Source organism: Xanthomonas sp. BRIP62411, from assembly GCF_003993525.1.
Classification (GTDB): domain Bacteria; phylum Pseudomonadota; class Gammaproteobacteria; order Xanthomonadales; family Xanthomonadaceae; genus Xanthomonas; species Xanthomonas euroxanthea.
The window spans coordinates 141,626-163,707 of the sequence record NZ_QEZI01000027.1; the positions used below are offsets into that span (position 1 = coordinate 141,626).

General features: G+C 68.2%; 20 protein-coding genes. 4 read left to right on the plus strand and 16 right to left on the minus strand.

Translation table 11 applies throughout. The annotated features are described in order from the left end of the window. Nucleotides 1-71 precede the first annotated feature (71 nt). The 9 genes from EO139_RS20225 to EO139_RS21495 all read right to left on the minus strand — a co-directional run bounded on the left by EO139_RS20225 (nucleotide 72) and on the right by EO139_RS21495 (nucleotide 7,273). Nucleotides 72-545, minus strand: coding sequence for a DUF1456 family protein (locus EO139_RS20225; protein ID WP_016901421.1), 474 nt, complete (start codon nucleotides 543-545; stop codon nucleotides 72-74). Between the two features lie 104 nt (nucleotides 546-649). Next, entirely contained in the window at nucleotides 650-1,009 is a 360-nt protein-coding gene (uraH, locus tag EO139_RS20230; RefSeq protein ID WP_126972195.1) for a hydroxyisourate hydrolase, read from the minus strand. Further along, nucleotides 979-2,400 carry an FAD-dependent urate hydroxylase HpyO gene (gene hpyO / locus EO139_RS20235; RefSeq protein WP_126941607.1) on the minus strand — a complete coding sequence of 474 codons (1,422 nt, stop codon included), beginning with the start codon at nucleotides 2,398-2,400 and terminating at the stop codon, nucleotides 979-981. The genes uraH and hpyO overlap by 31 nt, the downstream gene beginning before the upstream one ends. Further along, nucleotides 2,397-2,888, minus strand: a complete 492-nt coding sequence (gene uraD / locus EO139_RS20240; RefSeq protein WP_126972197.1) for a 2-oxo-4-hydroxy-4-carboxy-5-ureidoimidazoline decarboxylase — start codon at nucleotides 2,886-2,888, stop codon at nucleotides 2,397-2,399. The genes hpyO and uraD overlap by 4 nt, the downstream gene beginning before the upstream one ends. Further along, the gene (gene hpxZ, locus EO139_RS20245; RefSeq protein ID WP_104583916.1) at nucleotides 2,885-3,280 is read right to left on the minus strand and encodes an oxalurate catabolism protein HpxZ; all 396 of its coding nucleotides are present in this window, start codon (nucleotides 3,278-3,280) and stop codon (nucleotides 2,885-2,887) included. Before hpxZ ends, uraD begins: the two co-directional genes overlap by 4 nt. Next, nucleotides 3,277-4,167: an allantoinase PuuE gene (gene puuE / locus EO139_RS20250; RefSeq protein ID WP_119129326.1), complete on the minus strand. Its 891-nt coding sequence runs from the start codon at nucleotides 4,165-4,167 to the stop codon at nucleotides 3,277-3,279. The genes hpxZ and puuE overlap by 4 nt, the downstream gene beginning before the upstream one ends. Further along, nucleotides 4,164-5,420 (minus strand): alanine--glyoxylate aminotransferase family protein, encoded by a 1,257-nt coding sequence (locus EO139_RS20255; RefSeq protein WP_126972199.1) that lies wholly within the window; start codon nucleotides 5,418-5,420, stop codon nucleotides 4,164-4,166. Before EO139_RS20255 ends, puuE begins: the two co-directional genes overlap by 4 nt. Beyond that, nucleotides 5,410-6,681 (minus strand): allantoate amidohydrolase, encoded by a 1,272-nt coding sequence (locus EO139_RS20260; protein ID WP_126972201.1) that lies wholly within the window; start codon nucleotides 6,679-6,681, stop codon nucleotides 5,410-5,412. Before EO139_RS20260 ends, EO139_RS20255 begins: the two co-directional genes overlap by 11 nt. Before the next feature lie 370 nt (nucleotides 6,682-7,051). Beyond that, nucleotides 7,052-7,273, minus strand: coding sequence for a hypothetical protein (locus EO139_RS21495; protein WP_164739935.1), 222 nt, complete (start codon nucleotides 7,271-7,273; stop codon nucleotides 7,052-7,054). A 47-nt stretch (nucleotides 7,274-7,320) separates the two neighbouring features. Between EO139_RS21495 and EO139_RS20270 the strand changes: the two genes are divergently transcribed. Next, complete coding sequence (locus tag EO139_RS20270; protein WP_126972205.1) at nucleotides 7,321-8,214, plus strand: LysR family transcriptional regulator; 894 nt, start codon at nucleotides 7,321-7,323, stop codon at nucleotides 8,212-8,214. A 450-nt stretch (nucleotides 8,215-8,664) separates the two neighbouring features. Continuing rightward, nucleotides 8,665-9,864, plus strand: a complete 1,200-nt coding sequence (locus tag EO139_RS20275) for an MFS transporter (protein WP_126972207.1) — start codon at nucleotides 8,665-8,667, stop codon at nucleotides 9,862-9,864. Between the two features lie 383 nt (nucleotides 9,865-10,247). Here EO139_RS20275 and gvpU read toward each other — a convergent pair whose 3' ends face one another. The 7 genes from gvpU to EO139_RS20310 form a co-directional block, all read right to left on the minus strand. Next, nucleotides 10,248-10,706 carry a gas vesicle accessory protein GvpU gene (gene gvpU, locus EO139_RS20280; protein WP_126972209.1) on the minus strand — a complete coding sequence of 153 codons (459 nt, stop codon included), beginning with the start codon at nucleotides 10,704-10,706 and terminating at the stop codon, nucleotides 10,248-10,250. A 309-nt stretch (nucleotides 10,707-11,015) separates the two neighbouring features. Continuing rightward, the gene (locus EO139_RS20285; RefSeq protein WP_126972211.1) at nucleotides 11,016-12,596 is read right to left on the minus strand and encodes a gamma-glutamyltransferase family protein; all 1,581 of its coding nucleotides are present in this window, start codon (nucleotides 12,594-12,596) and stop codon (nucleotides 11,016-11,018) included. Beyond that, nucleotides 12,596-14,056 (minus strand): AtzE family amidohydrolase, encoded by a 1,461-nt coding sequence (locus EO139_RS20290; RefSeq protein WP_126972213.1) that lies wholly within the window; start codon nucleotides 14,054-14,056, stop codon nucleotides 12,596-12,598. Before EO139_RS20290 ends, EO139_RS20285 begins: the two co-directional genes overlap by 1 nt. Nucleotides 14,057-14,242: 186 nt before the next feature. Then, the gene (locus tag EO139_RS20295) at nucleotides 14,243-15,394 is read right to left on the minus strand and encodes a nucleoside hydrolase (protein ID WP_126972215.1); all 1,152 of its coding nucleotides are present in this window, start codon (nucleotides 15,392-15,394) and stop codon (nucleotides 14,243-14,245) included. Between the two features lie 89 nt (nucleotides 15,395-15,483). Continuing rightward, the gene (locus EO139_RS20300) at nucleotides 15,484-17,055 is read right to left on the minus strand and encodes an adenosine deaminase (RefSeq protein WP_164739947.1); all 1,572 of its coding nucleotides are present in this window, start codon (nucleotides 17,053-17,055) and stop codon (nucleotides 15,484-15,486) included. A gap of 563 nt (nucleotides 17,056-17,618) precedes the next feature. Then, complete coding sequence (locus EO139_RS20305) at nucleotides 17,619-18,578, minus strand: PDR/VanB family oxidoreductase (protein WP_126972217.1); 960 nt, start codon at nucleotides 18,576-18,578, stop codon at nucleotides 17,619-17,621. 17 nt (nucleotides 18,579-18,595) lie between these two features. Further along, complete coding sequence (locus EO139_RS20310) at nucleotides 18,596-19,648, minus strand: aromatic ring-hydroxylating dioxygenase subunit alpha (RefSeq protein WP_126972219.1); 1,053 nt, start codon at nucleotides 19,646-19,648, stop codon at nucleotides 18,596-18,598. 127 nt (nucleotides 19,649-19,775) lie between these two features. Between EO139_RS20310 and EO139_RS20315 the strand changes: the two genes are divergently transcribed. Beyond that, entirely contained in the window at nucleotides 19,776-20,693 is a 918-nt protein-coding gene (locus EO139_RS20315) for a LysR family transcriptional regulator (RefSeq protein ID WP_104583904.1), read from the plus strand. Nucleotides 20,694-21,260: 567 nt separating this feature from the next. Continuing rightward, nucleotides 21,261-22,067: a TatD family hydrolase gene (locus tag EO139_RS20320; protein WP_115675691.1), complete on the plus strand. Its 807-nt coding sequence runs from the start codon at nucleotides 21,261-21,263 to the stop codon at nucleotides 22,065-22,067. Nucleotides 22,068-22,082 lie beyond the last annotated feature (15 nt).

Here is a 22,082-nt window from a genome sequence, read left to right on the forward strand (position 1 = left end):
AAACCTGCGAATTCAAGTCGCGGCGTCGTCGCACGATCAGGCCAAACCAGGCCGACCTCGGTATCAGGTCGTCAACCCGCTTCGCGCATCCGGGCGGTCAGGCCCTTGAGGAAGGCGCGCAACAGCTGGTCGCCGCAGGGGCGGAAATTCTTGTGGCCGGGCTGGCGGAACAGCGCGGACAGTTCCGGCTTGGACAGCGGGAAGCCGGCGCTGGCGAAGATGGCGTGCATGTCCACGTCTTTCAGCTCGAAGGCCACGCGCAGTTTCTTCAGCACCAGGTTGTTGCCGACACGGGTTTCCAGCGGACGTACCGGCTGGCTTTCGTCGCGGCCGCGGAAACGCAGCACCAGGCCGTCGAGGAAGCGCGCCAGCATCGCGTCGGTGCAGGGCTCGAAGCCGGGCTCGTCCTCCTTCTTCAGCCAGGCCTGTACCTGCGGCTTGTCGAGCGCGAACTCCGGGTCGGCCAGGTGGGTGATCTCCACTACCTTGTCGTCGCTGAGGTCGAGCATGTAGCGGATGCTGCGCAGTACATCGTTGTGGATCATGACAATTCCGGGGCCCCGGCCTGTCGCCGGAAAGGCGCCATTCTACGGGGCCGATGCGCAACGCGGCGTATGCCCCGCCGGTCCGTTGCCGAAGCGGCGGACGCTCAGCTGCCGCGGTAGGTGGAATACCCGTACGGCGAAAGCAGCAGCGGCACGTGGTAATGGCCGTCGTCGGCGATGCCGAACGCGATCGGGATTTGCTCCAGGAATGGCGGGTCCGGCAGTGCGGTGCCGGTGGCACGCCAATAGCCGGCCACCTCGAACTCCAGCCGGTAGCGGCCGGGTTGCAGCGTGAGCGCGGCCAGTTCGGGGCAACGCCCGTCCTGGTTGGTGACCCCGGCAAAGTGCAGGCCGGCGTCGGCGTACAGGCGCAAGGCGATGCCGGCGGCGGGGCGGCCGGTGGCGGTATCCAGCACATGGGTGGACAGCGTGCTCATGCCACCGCCTGGGTCGGTTGCGGCCATTGGCCGACGAATTCGGGCTGGTCGTAGGCCAGGTAGCAGTCGACGATGGCCTGGCGGTCGTCCAGGAACAGCTGATCGGCCACCGCGCGGGCCAGCCGCGGCAGCGCGACCTTGAGCCCGGACAGCGCTGCCGCCGACGGGCCGTGGTTGATCAGCGCCGAATAGTTGAAGGCGAACACCCCATGCAGCAGCGCGGCATCCTCGGGCGTGCGCGGCAGCAGTTCGAAGCCCGGCCCCAGGTAGGGATGTGCATCCAATACCGGATTGGCCTGGCCCGGCGGCGGCTGGTAGCGGTCGGCCCAGCAGGCGATGCGCCCGGACAGCGCGGCCAGTTCCGGGCGCAGCTGCGGGTCGGTGACCAGGCCGGTGGCAACGGCGAGGAAGTCGAAGCGATGCTCGCCCTGCGGCGTACGGACCACTACTTCGCCATCGCGCTCGGCCACCTCCAGCCACGGCGCGCCCAGGTGCAGCGCAAAGCCGGCATGCGCGCAGGCGCGTTGGAAGGTGTCGTTGGTCGGCGGCTGGTTGTGTGCGAAGAAGCTGGCCATCATCCGGTACTTGTCCGCATCCGGCAGCGTGAGAAAGCGCGGAATGATGCCGGCCTGTTCCATGTGGCGGAACGGATTGATGCGCGGCAATGCGCTGCGGCGCACGAACACCTCCGCACTGGCGACGCCTTGATCCAGCGCGAAACAGGCATTGTCGAATGCCGAGGCGCCGCCGCCCAGGATGCCCACGCGCTTGCCGGCCAGCGCGGCGAAGTCGATGTGGCCGGAGGTGTGCGCGTAGCGCTCTGCGGGCAGGGCGCGGCTGATCCAGTCCGGCACCATCCATTGGCCGCCGCCCTGGATGCCGGTGGCCAGGATCAGCTTGCGCGTGAGCAGCGGCGCGCCCATGGCCAGATGCAGGCGGTGGATGCCCGGCGCCACGTCCGGCTCCACGCGTGCCAGCTGGGTGGCATTGCGCACCGGCAGGCGCAGCACCGCGCGGTACCAACGCAGATAGTCCATCCAGCTGCCGCGTGGAATCTTGTCCAGCGCGTCCCAGCCGGCGCTGCCGTGCTGGGCTTCCCACCAGGCGCGGAAGGTCAGCGACGGCACGCCCAGGTCGATCGAGGTGATCTGCTTGGGCGTGCGCAGGGTCTGCATGCGCGCATAGGTCACCCACGGACCTTCCTGCCCCGCGGCGTTTTCATCGATGACCAGCACGTTGTGCACGCGCTCGCGTTGCAGTGCGAACGCCGCGCCCAGGCCGCTCTGGCCGGCGCCGACGATCACCACGTCATACACGTGCCCGGCCGGATGCACGCGCGGCTGCGTCCATGCATCGCCGCCGTGGGCCAGGCGTTGCAGATCGTGGTGGAGCTCGCGTTCGAGTTGGGCCAGGCTCATGGCAGTGCCTCCAGGCGCAGGGATACGATCTTGGCGATCTCGGCGAGGGCGGTGGACAGTTCTTCGCTGCGCGATGCATCCAGCCGGCGTTCCAGTGCGGCCAGGATGCCGGCCTTGTCGTGCAGCCGCACGCAGATCACGAACGGAAATCCGAACCGGTGGCGATAGGCCTGATTGAGCGCGTGGAAGCGCTTGAACTCGGCGTCGCTGAGCCTGTCCAATCCGGCCGCGGCCTGCTCGGCCGCCGACGCGGCGGTGAGCGTGCGGTCGATTGCCGCCTTGCCGGCCAGCTCCGGATGGGCGCGGATCAACGCAACCTGGTCCTCCTGCGACGCGTCGAACACCACCTGCATCAGCCCGCGGTACACATCGGCGAACGGGCGCCGCCGTGCAGCGCGTTCGACCACCCACGGCGAATGCTCGAACAGCTCGCGGTAGCGCGCCACGAAGGCGGCATCGTCCAGCATGTTGTCGTCGAGCGCGCTCATGCATGCGTCCCCTGCAGCGAGACATGCGCGGCGACCACCTTCCAGCCGTCGGAGAACCGCACCCAGCTCTGGCTCTGGCGGCCGCGCGCGCTGCTGCCGGCACGAACGAATTCCGCATGTGTGGTGGCGAAGTCGTGACCGAAGCCGTGCACCTGCACCTGCACGAGCTGGCGTTGCGGCGAGCCGCCGCGCCCGATGCGAAAGGCGCGGATCGCCTCGATGCCGTACAGCACTTCGCCCACGCCGTAGCGCACCGTGCTGGGTGCGGGGTGGAACAGCGCATCCATCGCGGCGATGTCGTCGTCCATCAGCGCCTGTTCGTAGGCATGGAAGGCCGCGGTCACTTGCGCGATCACCTCGGGCAGGTCGATGTCGGTGGTGTCGATGCTCATGCCGGATGGACCTGCAGCCAATGCCGCGCGATATCGATGCGGCGCGCAATCCAGGCATCGCCGCTGGCCAGCACGTGATCGACAAACCGCGCCAGGGCCGCGGCGCGCGCCGGCTTGCCGACGATGCGCCCGTGCAGGCCGACCGACAGCATGCGGCCCCCCTCGCTGCGCAGTTGCTCGAAGCCATCGCGCAGGTAGCGGAAGAATGGCTCGCCATCGGCAAAGCCGTTGTAGGCGACGAACTTCATGTCGTTGGCGTCCAGTGTGTACGGCACGATCAACTGCGCGCGGCCGTGGCGCGTGTCGTAATACGGCACATCGTCGGCATAGCTGTCGGCGTCGTAGACAAAGCCGCCTTCTTCGGCGACCAGGCGCGCGGTGTTGGGGCTGGTGCGGCCCTGGTACCAGCCCAGTGGGCGGCTGCCGGTGACACGGGTGTGCACGGCGATGGCCTGCGCGATATGCGCGCGCTCGGTGGCCTCGTCCACCTGCTGGTAATCGATCCAGCGCAGGCCGTGGCTGGCGATTTCCCAGTCGGCCGCCTGCATCGCGGCCACCGCCTCGGGGTTGGAGGCCAGTGCCTGCGCCACGCCGAACACGGTCACCGGCACGTTGCGCGTGGTGAACAGCCGATGCAGCCGCCAGAAGCCGGCGCGGCTGCCGTATTCGTACAGGCTTTCCATCGCCATGGCGCGCGCGCCGGGCTGCGACTGGGCGCCGACCATTTCCGACAGGAAGGCTTCCGAGCCGGCATCGCCGTTGAGCACGCAGTTCTCCGCGCCCTCTTCGTAGTTGATGACGAACTGCACCGCGATGCGTGCGCCCCCGGGCCACTGCACCGCAGGTGGGGTGGCGCCATAGCCGACCAGGTCGCGCGCGGTGTTCATGCATGCGGCTCCGCGTGCCAGGCCGCAAGGGCGGCGTCCACCGCCAGCCCCGGTGTGCAGGCGTAGCCTTCGGCGCGCAGCACCGCTTCCAGCGCGGCCAGGGTGATCAGCACCTTGTGCTTCATCGCGTTGTAGCCCATTGCGCCGATGCGCCAGATCCTGCCCTGCAGCGGGCCGAACGCGGTGCCGATCTCGATTTCGAAATCCTCGCGCATGCGTCGGCGTACCGCATCGCTGTCGATGCCGGGTGGAATCACCACGCCGGTGACATTGCTCATGCGGTGCGCATCGCCGCCGAACACCTCCAGCCCCAACGCGCGGATGCCCGCGCTCACCGCACGTCCGGCGGCGGCGTGGCGGGCGAAGCGGGCATCCAGGCCTTCCTGCAGCGCCACGCGCGCGCATTCGCGGGCGCCGTACAACATGGTGGTGGCTTCGGTGTGGTGATTGAGGCGCTTGTCGGACCAGTAATCCATGATCATCGCCAGATCGAAATAATTGGAGGCGATGCGCGGCCCGCTGCCGTTGACGATGTCGGCGCGCACGATGCCGCGTTCGACATGGCGGCGCGCGAAGATCGCCTCGGCCGCCGCGTTGGAGACGGTGATCGGTGCCGAGCCGGACGGCCCGCCCAGGCATTTCTGCAGGCCGCCGGTGACCACGTCCACGTCCCAGCGATCGCTGGCGATCTCCATGCCGCCGATGGTGGCAGTGGCATCCACGTAACTCAGCGCGCCGGCCGCGCGGCACAGCGCGCCTACGCCATCCAGCGGCTGGGCCATGGTGGTGGAGGTGTCGCCGTGCACGGTAGCGACCAGCTTGGGGGCCACGCGCTCGATCGCCTCGGCGATTGCAGCAAGCGGCACCACTTCGCCCCAGGGCGCATCCACGGTGTGCACGTCGGCACCGAGCCGGCCGAGGATTTCGGTGAGCAGCAGGCCGAAACGGCCGAAGTTGATCACCAGCACGCGGTCGCCCGGTCTGACCAGCGATACCAGCGCCGCTTCGATACCGGCGCGCGCGGTGCCATCGACCAGAAACGTCCAGCGATTCTCGGTGCCGAACAGCGGCCGGTACAGCGCCATCACCTCGTTCATGTAGGTGGTCATTTCCGGGTCGAACTGGCCGAGCAGGTCGGCCGCCATCGCGCGCAGCACACGCGGATGCGCATTGACCGGGCCCGGGCCCATCAACAGCCGTTGCGGGGGATCGAGTTCGCCGAAGGTGTGCAGGTGACGCAGATCAGGTGACAAGGGGATCTCCCAGGTGTTCGATGAAGTGGCGCATGACTGCCAGTGCGAGCTCGGCATCGGCCGGAGCCACGTGTTCGTCCGGATGATGGCTGATGCCGCTGGCGCAGCGCACGAACAGCATCGCGGTGGGGCAGAGCGCGGCCATCACCATCGCATCGTGGCCGGCGCCGGACACCAGCTGGCGTGGCGCGATGCCTTGTGCGGCGACTGCGTGTTGCAGACGGGTCATCAGCGCCGGTGCGCAGGGGCTGGCGGCCAAGGTCTGCAGTGGATCGAGGGCGATGGCGATGCCGCGGCTGGCGCTGATCCGTGCAAGCGCCTGTTCGATCTCCTGCACTGCTACATCGCGCGTTGCGTCGTCGCCGGCGCGCACGTCCAGCGTGCAGTCCACCCGGCCCGGCACCACGTTGGTGGCACCGGGTGCGACCTGCAGCTTGCCGACCGTGGCGACCAGGTCGTCGCTGCCGGCGCATGCAATCCCTTCGATCGCCAGCAGGGCCTCGGCAGCGGCGCTCAATGCATCGCGACGCAGGGCCATGGTGGTGGTGCCGGCGTGGCCGGCGCGGCCGTCGAAGCGCAGCGCAAAGCGCCGCTGCGCCGCGATCGCGGTGACGATGCCGACCGGCAGGCCTGCCGCTTCCAGCACCGGGCCTTGTTCGATATGGGTTTCCAGATAGGCCAGCACGCTGCCGGGCGCGCGTGCGGCCTGCTGGATCTGGGCGATATCCAGGTCCCAGTCCGCCAGCGCTTTGGCCACGTCGATGCCGGCCGCATCGGTGACCGCCAACGTGGCGGGGTCGAGCGTGCCGGCGACTGCACGGCTGCAGAACATCGAGGCAGGAAAGCGCGACCCTTCCTCGTCGCCGAAGGCGATCACCTCGATCGCGAATGGCAGGCGCCGCTCCTGCGCATGCAGCGCGGCGACGCATTCGATGCCGAGCAGGATACCGAGCGGGCCGTCGTAACGCCCGGCATCGCGCACGCTGTCCAGATGGCTGCCGATCAGCAGCGCCGGTGCGTCGGCGCGTGCGCCTTCGTAGCGCCCGACCAGATTGGCCGCTGCATCCAGCCGCACCTGCATGCCGGCCTGGCGCATCCATTCGCCCACCTGTGCGACGGCGGCGCGATGCGCCGGGCTGAGCCAGGCGCGGAACAGCCCGGCGGGGGTGTCGCTGTAGGGCGCCAGTCCCAGGGCATCGCAGCGGGCAACCGCGCGTGCGCCCGAGCAGGGGGCGGATGAGGTGCGTTGCGCGCTCAGCATGGGGTGCCGTGCGAATGTGGTGTTCTACCGCCGCTGCCAGGACCGCGATGCCACAGGAACTGGTGCATGAGGCCTCCGCAGGCGGCGTGGAAAGGGGGAGCACGCTGGGCGGTCCATTGCCCGGCGATTGCCCGGTGACATCGTGGCGACAGGCGCGCGTGGCAGGCGGCGCCTGTCGATTCGACTATACGAACCGGCCCTGTCACCCCAAAGCGGTTTTTTTAGGGGTGCGCGTTGCAAAAAAAGCGACAGGCAGCTGGTATAGCGTTGTGCACCTTCTCCCGCCGGGAGAAGGTGCCCGCAGGGCGGATGAGGGGGCGCCGCACAGGGCTGTCAGCCCTTGCAATGACAAACGCGCCGCCACGCGGCTTCAGAAGTGACACATCGCCTGCTTGGCCACGTACCCTCCACCCGAACCTTTGCGCAGCGCCCCGGTCCGCGCTGGGCAGCCGACCGCATCGGGCTGGAGTTCCTGACCGGCTACCTGGTCGAGAAATCGCTGGCGCGGTCGCACCACTGCAAGCACGCTCGTCGCGTGCAGGCGCTGCATCAGCGTCCCCAGCGGGAGAAGCGCAGTCCACGCGGTCTCCATGGCACCAGCTGCTACAGTTTCCCGTATTCCATGAAAGAGATTCACCAATGGCGCGCGACAACTTCAAGGACCTGTTGGCGCTGATCGCCATCGTTCGCGAGGGCAGCTTCACCCGTGCTGCCGCCAAGCTGGGGGTTTCGCAGTCTGCGCTGAGTCACACCATCCGCGGGCTGGAAGCGACGCTGGGTGTGCGCCTGCTGACCCGCACCACCCGCAGCGTGGCGCCGACCGAAGCCGGCGAGCGGCTGATCCAGACGGTGGCGCCGCGCTTTGCGGAAATCGAGGAGGCGCTGGCTGCGCTCGGCGACATGCGTGACACCCCCGCAGGCATCGTGCGCATCACCGCCACCGACTACGCCGCGCGCGCGATCCTGTGGCCCAAGCTGTCCGGGCTGCTGCGCGACTACCCCGAAATCAAGGTCGAAATCGTGGTCGACAACGGCTTGACCGACATCGTCGCCGACCGTTACGACCTGGGTGTGCGGCTGGGCGATCAGGTCGAGAAGGACATGATCGCCGCGCGCATCGCGCCGGACATGCGCATGGCCATCGTCGCCGCGCCGTCCTATCTCGCGCGCCGCCCCGTTCCCAGGACGCCGCAGGACCTCACCGCGCACAGCTGCATCAACCTGCGCATGAAAACCGCCGGCGGCATCTATGCCTGGGAGCTGGAAAAGGACGGCCGCGAAGTCATCGTGCGCGTGGACGGCCAGCTGACCTTCAACGGCACTTACGAAGCACTGGACGCGGCGGTGGACGGCTTCGGTATCGCGTTCGTGCAGGAGGATCTGGCACGCCCGCACATCAAGGCCGGGCGGCTGCGCTGGGTGATGAAGGACTGGTCGCCGACCTGGCCGGGCTTGCACGCGTTCTACCCCAGCCGCCGACATTCCTCCTCCGCCTTCAACCTGGTGGTCGACGCCTTGCGCTACAAAGGCTAATGGATCTGCCGCGTTGCCGGCAGCACCGATGCGCGCAGCCGGCACAGCTGGCACCGACCGATCGTTCCGGTGCGATCGCAGCATGGGCGCACGCCTGCGCTGCACTCGCGCAAACCGAAGTCGGTGTCGAACGATGGTGACGCATCACGTTGCACGATCACCTACGGATGCGCGGTTGATGAGCCGGCTTCATAGGCCTGTGCCAATCCACCAGCTTTATCGCCGCCCGCTGCCTGCGTAAGCTGCGGCACCTCCAGACACATGCACGCACTAGCCGCAGCATCCGTTGCTGCATTGCGCCCGTCGTGCGTCGCTGCGGTGGCAGGTCGATGCAGTGCATCGCTGCCTGCAGCGCATTCCTTCCGGACACCACGTTCGCCATCGAGCGCCGCGTCAGCGCGTTTGCGGCGTGGCGTTCGTTTCGCACACCACTTCGCACAAGGGCCCACTATGCAAGCCAGTTCGCTCGCTACCGATCCATCTTCGCGCGCCGCACCTGTCGCAACACGCCGTTCCTGGAGCGCGGTCGGCTCGATGTCGCTCTGCGTTGCGCTGCTGATCGCCTCCGAGTTCATGCCGGTCAGCCTGCTCACGCCAATTGCTGCCGATCTGCACGCCAGTGCCGGCATGGCCGGCCAGGCGATTTCGATCTCCGGCCTGTTCGCGGTGGCCGCCAGCCTGCTGATCGCACCGTTGTCGTCGCGCTTCAACCGGCGCCATGTGTTGCTCGCCCTGACCGGGGTGATGTTGGTGTCGCTGCTGTTGATCGCCAACGCGCACAGCTTTGGCATGTTGATGGTGGCACGCGCGCTGCTCGGCATCACCATCGGCGGGTTCTGGGCGTTGTCCACTGCCACGGTGATGCGCATCATGCCCGAGCATGCGGTGCCCAAGGCCTTGGGCATCATATTCATCGGTAACGCGGTTGCTGCCGCATTCGCCGCGCCCCTGGGCAGCTACCTGGGCGCGGCCACCGGCTGGCGCGGGGTGTTCTGGGGCATGGTGCCGCTGGTGGCGCTGACCATTTTCTGGCAATGGCGCAGCCTGCCATCGATGCCCGCGCAGGGCGCCACTTCGCTGGGTGGCATCGTCACCTTGTTGAAGCGTGGGTATGTGGCGCGCGCCATGCTGGCGATAATGCTCGGGTTTGCCGGCGCGTTTTCTGCGTTCACCTACTTCCGCCCGTTTCTGGAAACCGTCGCGCAGGTCGATGTGTCGCAGCTGTCGTTGCTGCTGCTCGGCCTGGGCCTGGCCGGATTCGTCGGGACCTATGCCGCCACCGCGCTGGTGCCCAAGCGCTTGTTCACCCTGCTCAGCGTGCTGCCGGTTGCGTTGGGTGTGGCGACCATCAGCATGCTGCTGGCCGGCCATCTGGTGTGGGCCGTGGCCGTGGCGATGATTGCCTGGGGCACGCTCAATTCGGCGATGCCGGTGGCCTGGTCCACCTGGCTGAGCCGCTGCGTCAAGGACGCACCGGAAAGCGGTGGCGGCCTGATGGTGGCCGCAATCCAGCTCTCGATCCTGCTGGGCGGCGCCGCAGGCGGCGTGCTGCTGGATCATGTGTCGATCGGCGCCACCTTCGTCGGTGCCAGCGTGTTGCTGCTGGCCTCGTCCCTGGTTGCAGGGCGGGGCGATCGTTTGCAGCCGTGAGTGCCGGCGGTTGCGCGATGCAGCGCGCAGTGCGTGGAGGCCAGTTCGTGCCACGCAACGACGCGAGGGCGGCAGCGGATTTTCTGAAGCGCATCACGAAGCCACGAGCGCGCGTGCCTTGCGCGGCAGTGACGTTTGCCATCGGCCACAGCCCGCGGCCCACGCTCAAGCTGTCTGCGTCGGCATTGCTGCGCGGCGCTGCTGCCATTCGAGCAGCGCCGGTCTGATGCCGAGAGCCAACGGAAGGCGTTGGCGAGCGCACCGTTGTCAGCAAGCGCAAGCACGCTTGGCTGCTGTGCAGCCGTGAGCGTGCTCCTGGCGTTATTTCCAACAGTCCACTGTGAGGTGACAGGCACCTCACACCAAAACGGAGCTTGCCAGGCTCAATCCGCCGACAGCGATCCCAGCGTGAAGCCGGACACGGCATTGAGCTTGCCGCGCCAGAGCACGCCACGGTTGCTGGGCAGGGGCTGGCCGCCGGGCGAGAAGCAACGCGAGTCGATCAGGTGGAGGAACTGCGGCGGCGTGCTGCTCTGCTCGGCATCTTCCTCGGTGTCGTAGATGCTGGCGTGGCTGGCAAACGCACGACGGATATCCTCTTTTTCCTCGGCATCGCCGGGATAGGCGGCAGAGAATTCATGCGCAAACGCCTCGAAGTACTGCTTCCCGCTGACCAGCTGGCCCGACACGATGATGCCTTCGACAAACAGCGTGATGCCGAACTGCACGTTCGAGGTGTTGACGGTGGCAACCAGCTTCTGCAGATACCAATCCACGCTCTGGCCGTCGAACGCCAGCTTGACGTCCTCCAGGTTCGGTTGATTGTCGTCTTGCTCTGTCATGTGGCTCTCCTTGGTGGAAGGGTTGATGCGTGTGTCGAATAAGCGCGGCGACATCCCTCTTCATCGCCCCGCATGCCCAAGAAAGCAGGTACGTCCTGTTCAGTGAACGGCGTGGTTGAGTCCGCCATCATCGCCTTGGAGAGCATGCCCGGAGTCTATGCCATGTTCCGCCCTGGCTGGAGTCCTGATCGCTAGCGCTCGCCTCTGCCAGCGTACAAGCCGCCGCTCCGGCGCGATGGCGCAGCTGGCTACCAACAACGTCCACCCCTCACCGAGGCAGATGCAGGAAGCGCCGACAAGCCCCGACCATCACCACCCGGCCGCCGCACCATCGGAGCGCGGATCGCTTGCCCCGCTGAGCACGCCGTTCACTTCGCGCACCAGTGCGCCGGCGTGTCCCATCACCGAGGTGTAGGCGGGCAACAGCTCCACCGCATGCCCGGCATCGCACAGTGCCTGCACCAGTGCCGGATCAAAGCGGTCTTCCAGCTTCAGTGACGTGCTGTCTTCGCCCCAGGTGCGGCCGAGCAGCCAGCGTGGCGCGGTGATGGCCTGTTGCAGCGGCATGCCGAAGCGCGCGTAGCGGGAGAAGATCGCGGCCTGGGTTTGTGGCTGGCCTTCGCCGCCCATGGTGCCGTAGGCCATGACGCGGCCGTCGTCGAAGGTGGCCAGGGCAGGGTTGAGGGTGTGGAAGGGTTTGCGGCCCGGGGCGAGCGCGTTCCAGCCGTCGGCGGCGAGGCGGAAGCTGCAGCCACGGTTCTGCCAGGTGATGCCGGTGCGCGGCAGCACCAGGCCGGAGCCGAATTCGAAATAGGTGGACTGGATGCAACTGACCGCGCGGCCGTGCGCATCGATGGCGCCGAACCAGACGGTGTCGCCGGCCTGCGAGGGCTGCGGCCAGGGCAGCGCGCTGCGCATGTCGATGCGTGCGGCGAGCGCGTCGAGCGCGGCGCTGTCGTCGAGCAGCGCCTGTGCGTCCAGCGTCATCCAGGCGGGGTCGCCGAGGTGCGCGTCGCGGATCAGGAAGGCCTGTTTGGTGGCTTCGATCAGGCCGTGCAGGTGCGCATAGCTGTCGGGGTGTTCGGCCTGCAGGCGATCGAACAGGGCAAGGATCAGCAGCGAGGCCAGGCCTTGCGTGGGCGGTGCGTGGTTGTAGAGGCGTGCGCCGTGGATGGCGACCGAGAGCGGTACGCTGGGCTCGGCGCGATGACTTGCGAGATCGTGCGCGCGCAGCGGGCTGCCGAGCGCCTGCAGGTCGGCGGCGATGTCCTCGGCCAGTGCGCCGCGATAGAAACTGTCCAGGCCCTGGTCGGCCAGCCGCTGCAGGGTGTGTGCGAGTTGCGGTTGTTGCAGCAGTGCGCCTTCGTGCAGCGGCGCGCCGTGCGGTTCGAAGATGCTGGCGTAGGCACCGGGTTGGACGCGCAGTTCGGCACTCTTGCTGGCGGCGATGTGCGCGCCGCCCAGCGTGACCGGCACGCCATCGCCGGCGTGGTGGATGGCGTCCTGCAACAGGCGCTGCAGCGACAGGCCGCCGCCTGCCTGTTGCAGGGCCAGCGCCCAGCCGGAGACGGTGCCGGCGACGGTATTGGCCGCGCCCGGGCCGCGCCACGGAATGCTGGCGTGGCCGCGATAGAAGTCCAGGGTCGCGGCCTGTGCCGCACGGCCGCAGGCGTCGATGGCATGCACGCGGCCGTCGGGGTCGTGGATCAGCCAGAAGCCGTCGCCACCGATGCCGGTCATGTGCGGGTAGACCACGGCCAGGCAGGCGGCGGTGGCGACGGCGGCTTCGATGGCGTTGCCGCCGTCGCGCAGCACATCGCGCCCGGCCTGCGCGGCAAGGTGATGCGGGGCCACGACCATGCCGCGGCGTGCGCGCAAGGTATGCAGCATCAGCGTGTCTCCGCTGGCGGGCTGAAGGCGAGCAGGCCGTCGCGTTCGAGGTGCGCGGCGAGCGCGAACAGGCGGTCTTCGCGGCCGGGTGCGGCAATCAGCTGCACGCCCAGCGGCAGGCGACCGGGGCGCGGCAACGGCGCGGCCAGCACCGGGCACGCGGCCAGGCCGAGCGGCTGGGTGAAGATGCCCAGGTTGGCGCGTGCGGATACCGGCAGGCCGTCGATCTGGATGCTGTCCTGGTCGATGCGCGGTGCCACGCAGGGTGTGGCCGGCGCGATCAATACATCCACCGTGTCCCAGAGGCGCTGCATGGCCGCGCCAAACCACTGCGCGAAGCGGTGCGCATCGGCCACCGCGCTGGCGGGCAGTTGCAGGCCGGCGAGCAGGCGGTCGCGGGTGGCCGGGTCGAACTGCTCGGCGTGCGTGCCCAGGCCGGCGCGATGGCGGTGGCCGCCCTCGGCGGCGGTGAGCACGAAGGCGGCGGCGCGGGCGCGCTCTGCGTCGGGGAGTTCGATTAGGGCGGTGCTATTGCAGGCGGTGAGCAGTTCGCCCAGGCCGGCGTCCAGCGCGGGATCCAGGTTGCGCTGGAACCAGCCGCCCAGGCGGGCGATGCGCAAGTTGCCGGCAGTGCAGTGGGCCAGTGGCTGCCCCAGCATCACTTCGTAGACGCGGCGCAGGTCGGCGATGGAGGTGGCGAACGGGCCCACCACATCCAGCGCATCGACGAAGCCGAACACGCCCTCCAGTGGCAGCGTGCCGTGCGTGGGACGCAGCCCGTACACACCGCACAGCGCGGCCGGCACGCGGATGGAGCCATTGGTGTCCGAGCCCAGCGCGAACGGCACCAGTCCGGCGGCGACCGCGGCGGCCGAGCCGCCCGACGAACCGCCGGCCAGATGGCGGTGATCGTGGGGGTTGGCGGTGGTGCCGTAGTGCGCGTTGACGGTGGCAAAGCCGTAGGCGAACTCGTCCATGTTGGCGGTGCCGACCAGTAACGCGCCGGCATCGCTCAGCCGTTGCACCACGGCCGCATCGCGGCTGGCGGGCGCGCAGTGCGCGCGCACGGCGGCGCCAGCGGTGGTGACCTGGCCGGCGACGTCGAACAGATCCTTGACCACGAACGGCACGCCGGCCAACGCACCGCCGTCGCTGCCGCCGGCCAGCGCGGCCTGCACGCGCGCGGCATCGGCGGCGGCGCGTGCGGGCAGCAGGCGGGTGATCGCGCGCAGGCTGTCGTTGGCCTGGTTGATGCGCGTCAGCGTCTGGGTGGCATGGCGTGCAGCCAGGGTGGGCTGGCTGCGGGTGGTGCTGACGATGGAGCCGATCAGCCCGCGCGGCGTGGTGGTGTCCGGCGCTGCGGGGCGAGGCGCGTTGAAGCTGGCGAGCAGCTGCGCGTGGCCACGCAGCACCTCGGTATTGCGATCGATGCCGGCCTGCCACTGCGCTGGGAGTTGCATGGGGTCACCTGATTGAGGGCTGGGAGTCGGGATTCGATGTCGCGGCCTGCGGTGGTGCGAATGCGCCGCTGCTGGACCGGCTGCTGGGCTGCGGCGGATGGTGCAGGATGCACAGATGCGTCAAGTGAGCTGCGGTTGCTGCCACGACCAAGGTGGATGACAGGCGCGGCGTTTCAGCATTGCCAGTCAATCGCCACGGCTCGGGGGCGCAGCCTCATCCGCGCCTCGGGCATCTTCTCCCGAGGGGAGACTGGGGAGCGGCAAGCCGACTGCCGGTGGTTGCGGCGCAGTGAGGTGGTCGACCAGCAATTGCTCGAACGCCGGTACATCCACCGCGTGCACCACGGTCTGCGCCTGCTCGCCCAGGCCCGGTTGATAGCCCGGCGCCCACGACAGGATATCGCCGTAGCCCGCGTCGAAGGCGGTGTTGGTATCGACATAGAGCGTCTCGGTCCGCGTCGCCAGCTCCGGGCGCAGCCACACCGCGGTGGCCAGCTCGTCCCACATCGGAAAGCCCGGTTCGCGGCGCCGCAATGCGTGGCCGATGCTGGTCTCGGCAGCGCTCATGCGCGCAAGCAGGTCGGGGGTGAGTTCGGTTGCGGTCGATGGGTCCACCGGCACCATGGTGATCTTGCGCCAGGGCGCGCGCATGACGATGCTGGCCGCCTCCGGATCCCAGCGGATATTGAATTCGCGGCGTGGCGAGTTGACGAACTCGCGTGCGAACTGTTGCGCGCTGATGCTGTTGCGTTGCTGCCGCGGGTTGAGGCTGCCACCCATGTAGACCAGTTCGCGCGCCAGCGTGGCGAAGGCCGGATCCAGCGATTGCGCAAGCGCCAGGTTGGTCAACGGGCCGGTGGCGATGATGCTCACCTCGCCCGGATACTGGCGCACCATGCGCAGCATGAACAACGCGGCCGGCTCCTCATGCGCGCGCACCACGCTGGGATTGCCCAGTGCCAGCTCCGGCACCACGTCGTGGGCGTGATAGCGCGGCGCGCTCTGCACGGTGTCGCCATCCACCCAATGCCTGGTCCAGGCCCCTTTCCAGACCAGCTTGCCGTAGAGCGCTTCCCAGCGCTCGGTGGCCAGTTCGCTGTTGAGCAGCGGATGCACCGGGCCGGGCAGCACGGGGATGTCGGGATGGCCAGCCAGTTCCAGCAGGCGGCAGGTATGCGCCAGCACCTCGTCGCGCCAGATGTTGCCGCTGACCGCGCTGATGCCCAGCACCTCGACCTCGGGCGACTGCAACAGCAACAGCTGCGCGGGTGTAAAGCCGTCGATGTCGTCTTCGAGAATGACGCGGCGTTTGGAGGAGGGGGTGTGCGGGTCGGTCATTGCGTTTTTGTCGTGGAAGGTGGGATGCATTGCAGCGGCGATGGATCGGAAGGCGCGTTGGCAGGAGCGTGCCTGCGCGCGATGTGGCGTTACTGGGAAAGCCCGTTCGCGCTCGGGCGCGCTCCTCCATGCAACAGCGTGCGTTCGTACTGGGCCAGGTCGGTTTCCAGCTGCCATTGCAGCCGAGCCTTCTCGCTGCCCTGGCGGAATGCTCGACAGGCCGCATCATCGGTGTCGCGCTGCAATGCGGTGGCGCAGGCCTGCGCAGCGTTACCGTCGGCATCCCACAGGCTGGCGCCCGACAGGAAGCTGTAGGTCAGGCCGTTGCGGGCCAGCTGCTTGAGCGTGGGGTAATCGATGCCTTGTTCCTGCATCGCGCGTTGATATTCGTGGGTCATGTCCGCGCGGGAGACGCCGGCATCGTCGGTGGACAGCACCACCGGCACACCGGCGCGCAGATACATCGCCAGCGGATGCGCGGCGCCTTTGACGCCAAGGATCACATCGTTGCTGGTGAGGTTGATCTCTACCGCAACCTGTTGGTCGCGCATGCGCTGCAGCAGTCCATCGACGTCGTCTTCGTAGGGCAGGTCCACGCCGTGCCCGATGCGGCGTGCACCGACATCCACCGCCTGGCGGATGTGCGAGCGCAGTTGCGCCGGCGGCACCAGGCCCAGTGCCAGCTCGCCGGCATGCAGGGACAGCGGCACGTCGGGATAGCGCGCGGCGAAGAAGCGGAACATCGCCATGTGGCGGGTGTAATCGGCCAGCGCCACCGGGTTGTCTTCGGGCGCGACGATGTTCAGCGCCACCGCGCGGCTGCCGCCGGCGGCGATCAGCGCGTGCGCCAGCGCCATCTGCCCGAACACCATCGGCTGCGGCAACACGCGCAGCACATAAGGCACGTAGCGGTACGTCACCTGGCAGCCGGGACGCGCAGTGGGCTGGTCGCAGTGCAGCACACGGCGCACCTGCGCGTCGGTGTCGGCAAGCGCGGCTTGTGCGGCCTGCACCAGGGGCGGCAAGGCATCCTGCAGGGCGCGCAGGTTGGCCGCGTCGTCGTCGCCCTGCCAGGGCAGGGACTGCATCTGTGTTGCCGCCTGGTCCATCTGTGGCGGGTTGGCGATGATTTCCACATACGGCACGCGGTCGCGCGCGGCCTGTTCCAGCACCGCGGCCACGGTGTCGGCAACGCGCATGCGCACCACCGCGTCGAACTTGCCGAAGGTGCTGAAGAACTGGTCGTGTCCGGTGGGCTGCGACGGGCTGGGCAGGAACTTGCGCATCGACAGGGCATCCACCAGCTGGCCATACAGCGCGGCATTGCGCGTGGCCAGGTCGCGTGCGGGCTCCTGACCCTTGGCGCATGGCGGCGCACGCAGGCTTAGGTCGTCCAGTTGCACGCAGGCGCCATCGTCGCTGGCCCACTGCAGGTAGTCCTCGGCATACACCGAGCCGGACAGATGATTGTGCAGGTCGCCGCCCTTGGGCATCGCCTGCAGCCAGGCACGCAGTTGTGCAGGGTGATCGGCGGCGGTGCGCAACAGCTGCGCCACCTGCTGCTCGCGTTGCTGTGCAGGCGAGGCTTGGTTGCGTGCCTGCGCGGCGGTGGGCAACAGGACGCATAACGCCAAAAGCAGGCTGCGATGAACGATGGACATGCGTTGGAGAACTCGGAAAGAAAAAACAATGGCGCAATCACGCCGCCGGTAGACGCAAAGCATGCCTTGCAGCGCGGTGGACGGCCAGCGGTTGAGGTGGTTTAGGTCGGTACGGGAGATCACGCCGGCCGCACGTTGCACGGGTGAGGCTGCAAGACACCTCCGCGTTGCATGACGTAACGCGTGAGCAGCTGCGCATGTCGCCCGCCAGATGCGGAGCCTTGCTTCCAGCGCTGCGGCTTGCGGACACGCTGTATTGCATGCTGCGCGCCCGCATAGTTGGCGTGACACGCACAGCGGCGATTGCAAACAATCGCGCTGCATGGACGGAGTGCTCTCCGACGTCGGGCACACGATACGTGCGGGAGCCTGCGCGGTGCGCATTGCATCGCTGTCTCGGACGGACACAGTGCCCTTGCGATGCTGGGCAGCGTGTCGGGCCCATCGTCATCGCGGGTTGTCATGCGCCGTGGTCGCCGGCTGCGTCGGTCAGTGCGGTCGTCACGCGTGCACAGCCGTGGTGGCAATGTCAGTGCTTAGGCAGTCACGACAGACAGGCACCTTCAAAGATCCAGCACCAGCCGCGGCGTGCGGCTACGCGAACAGCACAGCGTGATCTGCCGGTTCTGCGCGTGCTCGCTGTCGCTGAGCACACTGTCGCGGTGGTCGGGCGTTCCGGCAATCACGCCTGTCAGGCAGGCGCCGCACATGCCTTGCTCGCAGGACAGCGGTACCTCGATGCCGGCATCCAGCAGGGCGCTGGCGATGCTGCACTCGGCCGGCACCTGCACCACGCGGCCGCTGGCGGCCAGCTCCACTTCGAAGGCGCTGTCGGCATCGTGGGCCAGGCTGGTTTCGGCAGCGGCGAAGTGTTCGCGGTGCAGTTGCTCGGACGTCCAGCCGTGTGCCTTGGCGAGCGCCGTGAAATGGTCCATGAAGGCGGCCGGCCCGCACAGGTACAGCTGGTCGCGCGCACGTGCCTGTGCCAGTTCGTCGGGCACATGCACGCGCGGGCTTTCGCCGCCGTCGCTCAGATGCACCTGCACCTGGCCGTGCGTGAAGCCCTGCTGCAGCCGCTGCCCGAACGCCACATCGGCGTGCCGGCGCGCGTAGTAATGCAGCACGAAGGGCTCGCCACGCGCTTCCAGCGCTTCGGCCATCGACAGCAGCGGGGTGATGCCGATGCCGGCGGCCAGCAGGACATGGCGCTCGCCCGGATGCAGGGGAAACAGGTTGCGCGGTGTGGAGATGCGCAGGCGGTCGCCGGTGCTCAGCTGCTCGCACAGATGCCGCGAGCCGCCGCGCGAGGCGTCGGCCAGCTTCACGCACAGCACATAGTGGTCACGCACATGCGGCGCGCTGGCGATCGAATACTGGCGGATCATGCCGTCCGGCAGATGCAAATCCACATGCGCGCCGGCCTCGAAGGCCGGCAATTGCGCGCCGACCGGCTCCAGCCGGATCGCGCGTTGGCGATGGCCCTGGTCGACGACCTCGGCAACGCGCACCTCGTGCAACTGCATGGCGTGCTCCTTGGCTTTCAGCGCAGGAAGAAGTCGCTATAGCCCTGGCTGCGCAGGCCACGGCGATAGGCGATGGAACTGCGGTCGGCCGGGATATGCACTTCCAGCAGCGGGTCCAGCGGCAGGTATTCGGGGCGTTGCGCCTCGACCATGGCGCGGTCTTCCTCGAACACGCGCAGGTTGAAGGCATGCACGTCCTCCACCGGCAGATGGGTGTCGAAGTTGCGCGCAATCGGCACCAGCAGGCGCGTCTTGTGCTTGGACACCGGGCTGGCCGCGTTCATGATCACCAGCCGCTTGCCCGGCACCGGGAAGTGGATGGTGAGGGTGGCGGTGAACGGCAGGTGCACCTCGAAATGGCGTAGCCACTGGAAGTTGGGGTCCACGTCCGGCAGCGGCATGTCCACCGAATAATTGGCCACCGAGCTCAGATAGTCGGCATTGAAGCCGGTCGGCGTTTCGGTGGTGGTGTAGGCCGGCACCTCGCGCTTGTCCGGCTGGGCAAAGGTGGCGGTGTGCACGAAGGCGAAATGCGCCACGTCGATGAAGCCTTCCAGCTGGCGCGCGGCACTGCCGCCGATATCGAACGCCGGGCAGACGATCTGCTGGAAACCCTCCTCGTCCCAGCCCGGCATCGGCGGGATCTGCACCTCGGCCTCGCTGACGCCGGCCGGCTTGGCCAGGCAGACCCAGATCAGGCCATATCGCTCGGCCACCGCATAGGTGTGCAGGCGCATCTTGGCCGGGATGTTCTGATTGGGACTGGCCGGGATGTGGTTGCAGCGCCCGCCCGCGCCGAAGCGCAGCCCGTGATAGGCGCAGACCACGCCGCCGCCATCGGCGGTGCCCATGCTCAGCGGCACGCCCCGGTGCGGGCAGACATCGCGCGCGGCCACCAGCTCCTGGCCCAGCCGGTACAGCACCAGCGGCTCGTCCAGCAGGGTGGCCTTGAATGGCGCCTCGCCCACTTCGCTGCTCAGCGCCACCGCGTGCCAGTGCTGGGCCAGGCGTTGCCAATCGGCGGCGGCGAAGGTGCAGTGCAGCGGCAGGGCGGGGACGGCGACATCCATGGGTCCAGTCTCTGGCGGAGGGCGGGAGCGGTGCCGGATTGACTCTAGGAAGCCGGGGGTGTGTTATCAAACATCGATTTTCAGCCAAGCCATTGCAAAAAATGCAACACCAACCGGGCCCCGCCGCATGCTGACCTTTTCCCGCTTCACCCGTTACTTCATCGAGGTGGCCCGCTGCGGCAGCATCCGCAAGGCCTCGGAGGTGCTGCACGTGTCGGCCTCGGCGATCGACCGGCAGATCCTCAAGGCCGAGGAGGAGCTGGGCGCGCAGCTGTTCGAGCGCCTGCCCGGGCGGCTGCGGCTGACCGCCGCCGGCGAGCTGCTGCTGGTGGACGTGCGCGGCTGGGAGAAGGCCTACGCCCGCACGTTAGAGCGCTTCGATGAGCTCAAGGGGCTGCGCCGCGGGCATGTGGAGATCGCCATGATCGACGCGCTCAGCGAGGGCGTGGTGCCGGCGGCGGTGGCCGCGCTGGTGCAGGAGTACCCCGGCATCACCTTCAACCTGTCCACCGCGCGCAACCAGCGGGTGATGGAAATGGTGACCTCGGCCGATGTGGACATCGGCCTGCTGCTGGACCCGGTGAGCAGTGTGGACCTGGAAGTGCGCGCCTTTGCCGACATCCCGCTGGGCATCGCGATGCCGGTCGGCCACCCGCTCAGCACCCGCACCGAGCTGCAGCTGAGCGAAACGCTGGAGCATCGCCTGCTGCTGCCGGCCGCGCCGTTGATCGTCGGCGAGCATGCCAAGGTGCTGTACCAGCGCCAGCACATCGACGTGAAGCGGCTGACTCACTGCAACGACGTGCGCACCTTGCGCGGGCTGGTGCGCGCCGGTGCCGGCGTGGGCCTGATGTCGTGGCTGGATGCCGCACCGGATGTGGCCGACGGCCGGCTGGCGTTCGTGCCGTTCCGCCGCCACCTGACCAAGCCGATGACGCTGGCGCTGTGCGTGGCCCCGCAGCGGCAACTCTCGCGCTCGGCGCAACTGGCGATCCAGGCGCTGGCGGCGAAGATCGATGCGATGGTGGTGCCGGTGGTGGGGTGAGTGTGCTGCGCAAGCGGCCCTCGCCCCTGCCCCTCTCCCGCAGGCGGGAGAGGGGAAAGGCCGTGCGTTCGTGCAGGCCGATGGCATGCAGGTACTGCCACTCGCATGCAGGTACGCCGATAAAACGCAGCTGGCGCCGTGCGTTTCCCTTCTCCCGCCCGCGGGAGAAGGTGCCCGCAGGGCGGATGAGGGCATACAGGTACTGCCACTCGCATGCAGGTACCGCCGATACACGCAGCTGGCGCAGTGCGTTTCCCTTCTCCCGCCTGCGGGAGAAGGTGCCCGCAGGGCGGATGAGGGCATACAGGTACCGCCACTCGCATGCAGGCACCGCCGATAACACGCAGCTGACGCCGTGTGTCTCCCTTCTCCCGCTTGCGGGAGAAGGTGCCCGCAGGGCGGATGAGGGCATACAGGTACCGCCATTCGCATGCAGGTATGCCGATGACACGCAGCTGACGCAGTGCGTTTCCCTTCTCCCGCTTGCGGGAGAAGGTGCCCGCAGGGCGGATGAGGGCAACGTCCACCCAGTACAATCACATCTGCTCTTTCAGGCGACACCGCAGCATGCAGTTGATCGATATCGGCGCCAACCTCACCCACGACTCCTTCGACCGCGACCGCGACGCAGTGCTGCAACGCGCACGCGAGGCAGGCGTTGCGCAACTGGTGATCACTGGCGCCAGCCGGGAACATTCGCCGCTGGCCTTGCAGCTGGCCCAGCAGCACCCCGGATTCCTCTACGCCACCGCCGGTGTGCACCCGCACCACGCAGTGGAATTCACCGCCGAATGCGAGGCTGAAATGCGCACGCTGCAGGCGCATCCGCAGGTGGTGGCGGTGGGCGAATGCGGGCTGGATTATTTTCGCGATTTCGCCCCGCGCCCGGCGCAGCACAAGGCCTTCGAGCGCCAGCTGCAATTGGCCGCCGACAACGGCAAACCGCTGTTCCTGCACCAGCGCGAGGCGCACGACGATTTCCTGTCGATCATGCGCAGCTTCGATGGCCGGCTCGGCCCGGCCGTGGTGCATTGCTTCACCGGCACCCGCGAAGAACTGTTCGACTACCTGGACCGCGATTACTACATCGGCATCACCGGCTGGCTGTGCGACGAGCGGCGCGGTGCGCATCTGCGTGAGCTGGTGCGCAATATCCCGGCCAACCGGTTGATGATCGAAACCGATGCGCCCTACCTGCTGCCGCGCACGCTCAAGCCGATGCCCAAGGACCGCCGCAACGAGCCAAGGTTCCTGTCGCATATCGTCGAAGAACTCGCGCGCGATCGTGGCGAGGACGTGGCGCTGACCGCGGCCAACAGCACGGCCGCCGCGCGGGCATTCTTCCGTCTGCCCGCGCCTGCAGCCGCGGCATGACGTGCGCGGCGTGGG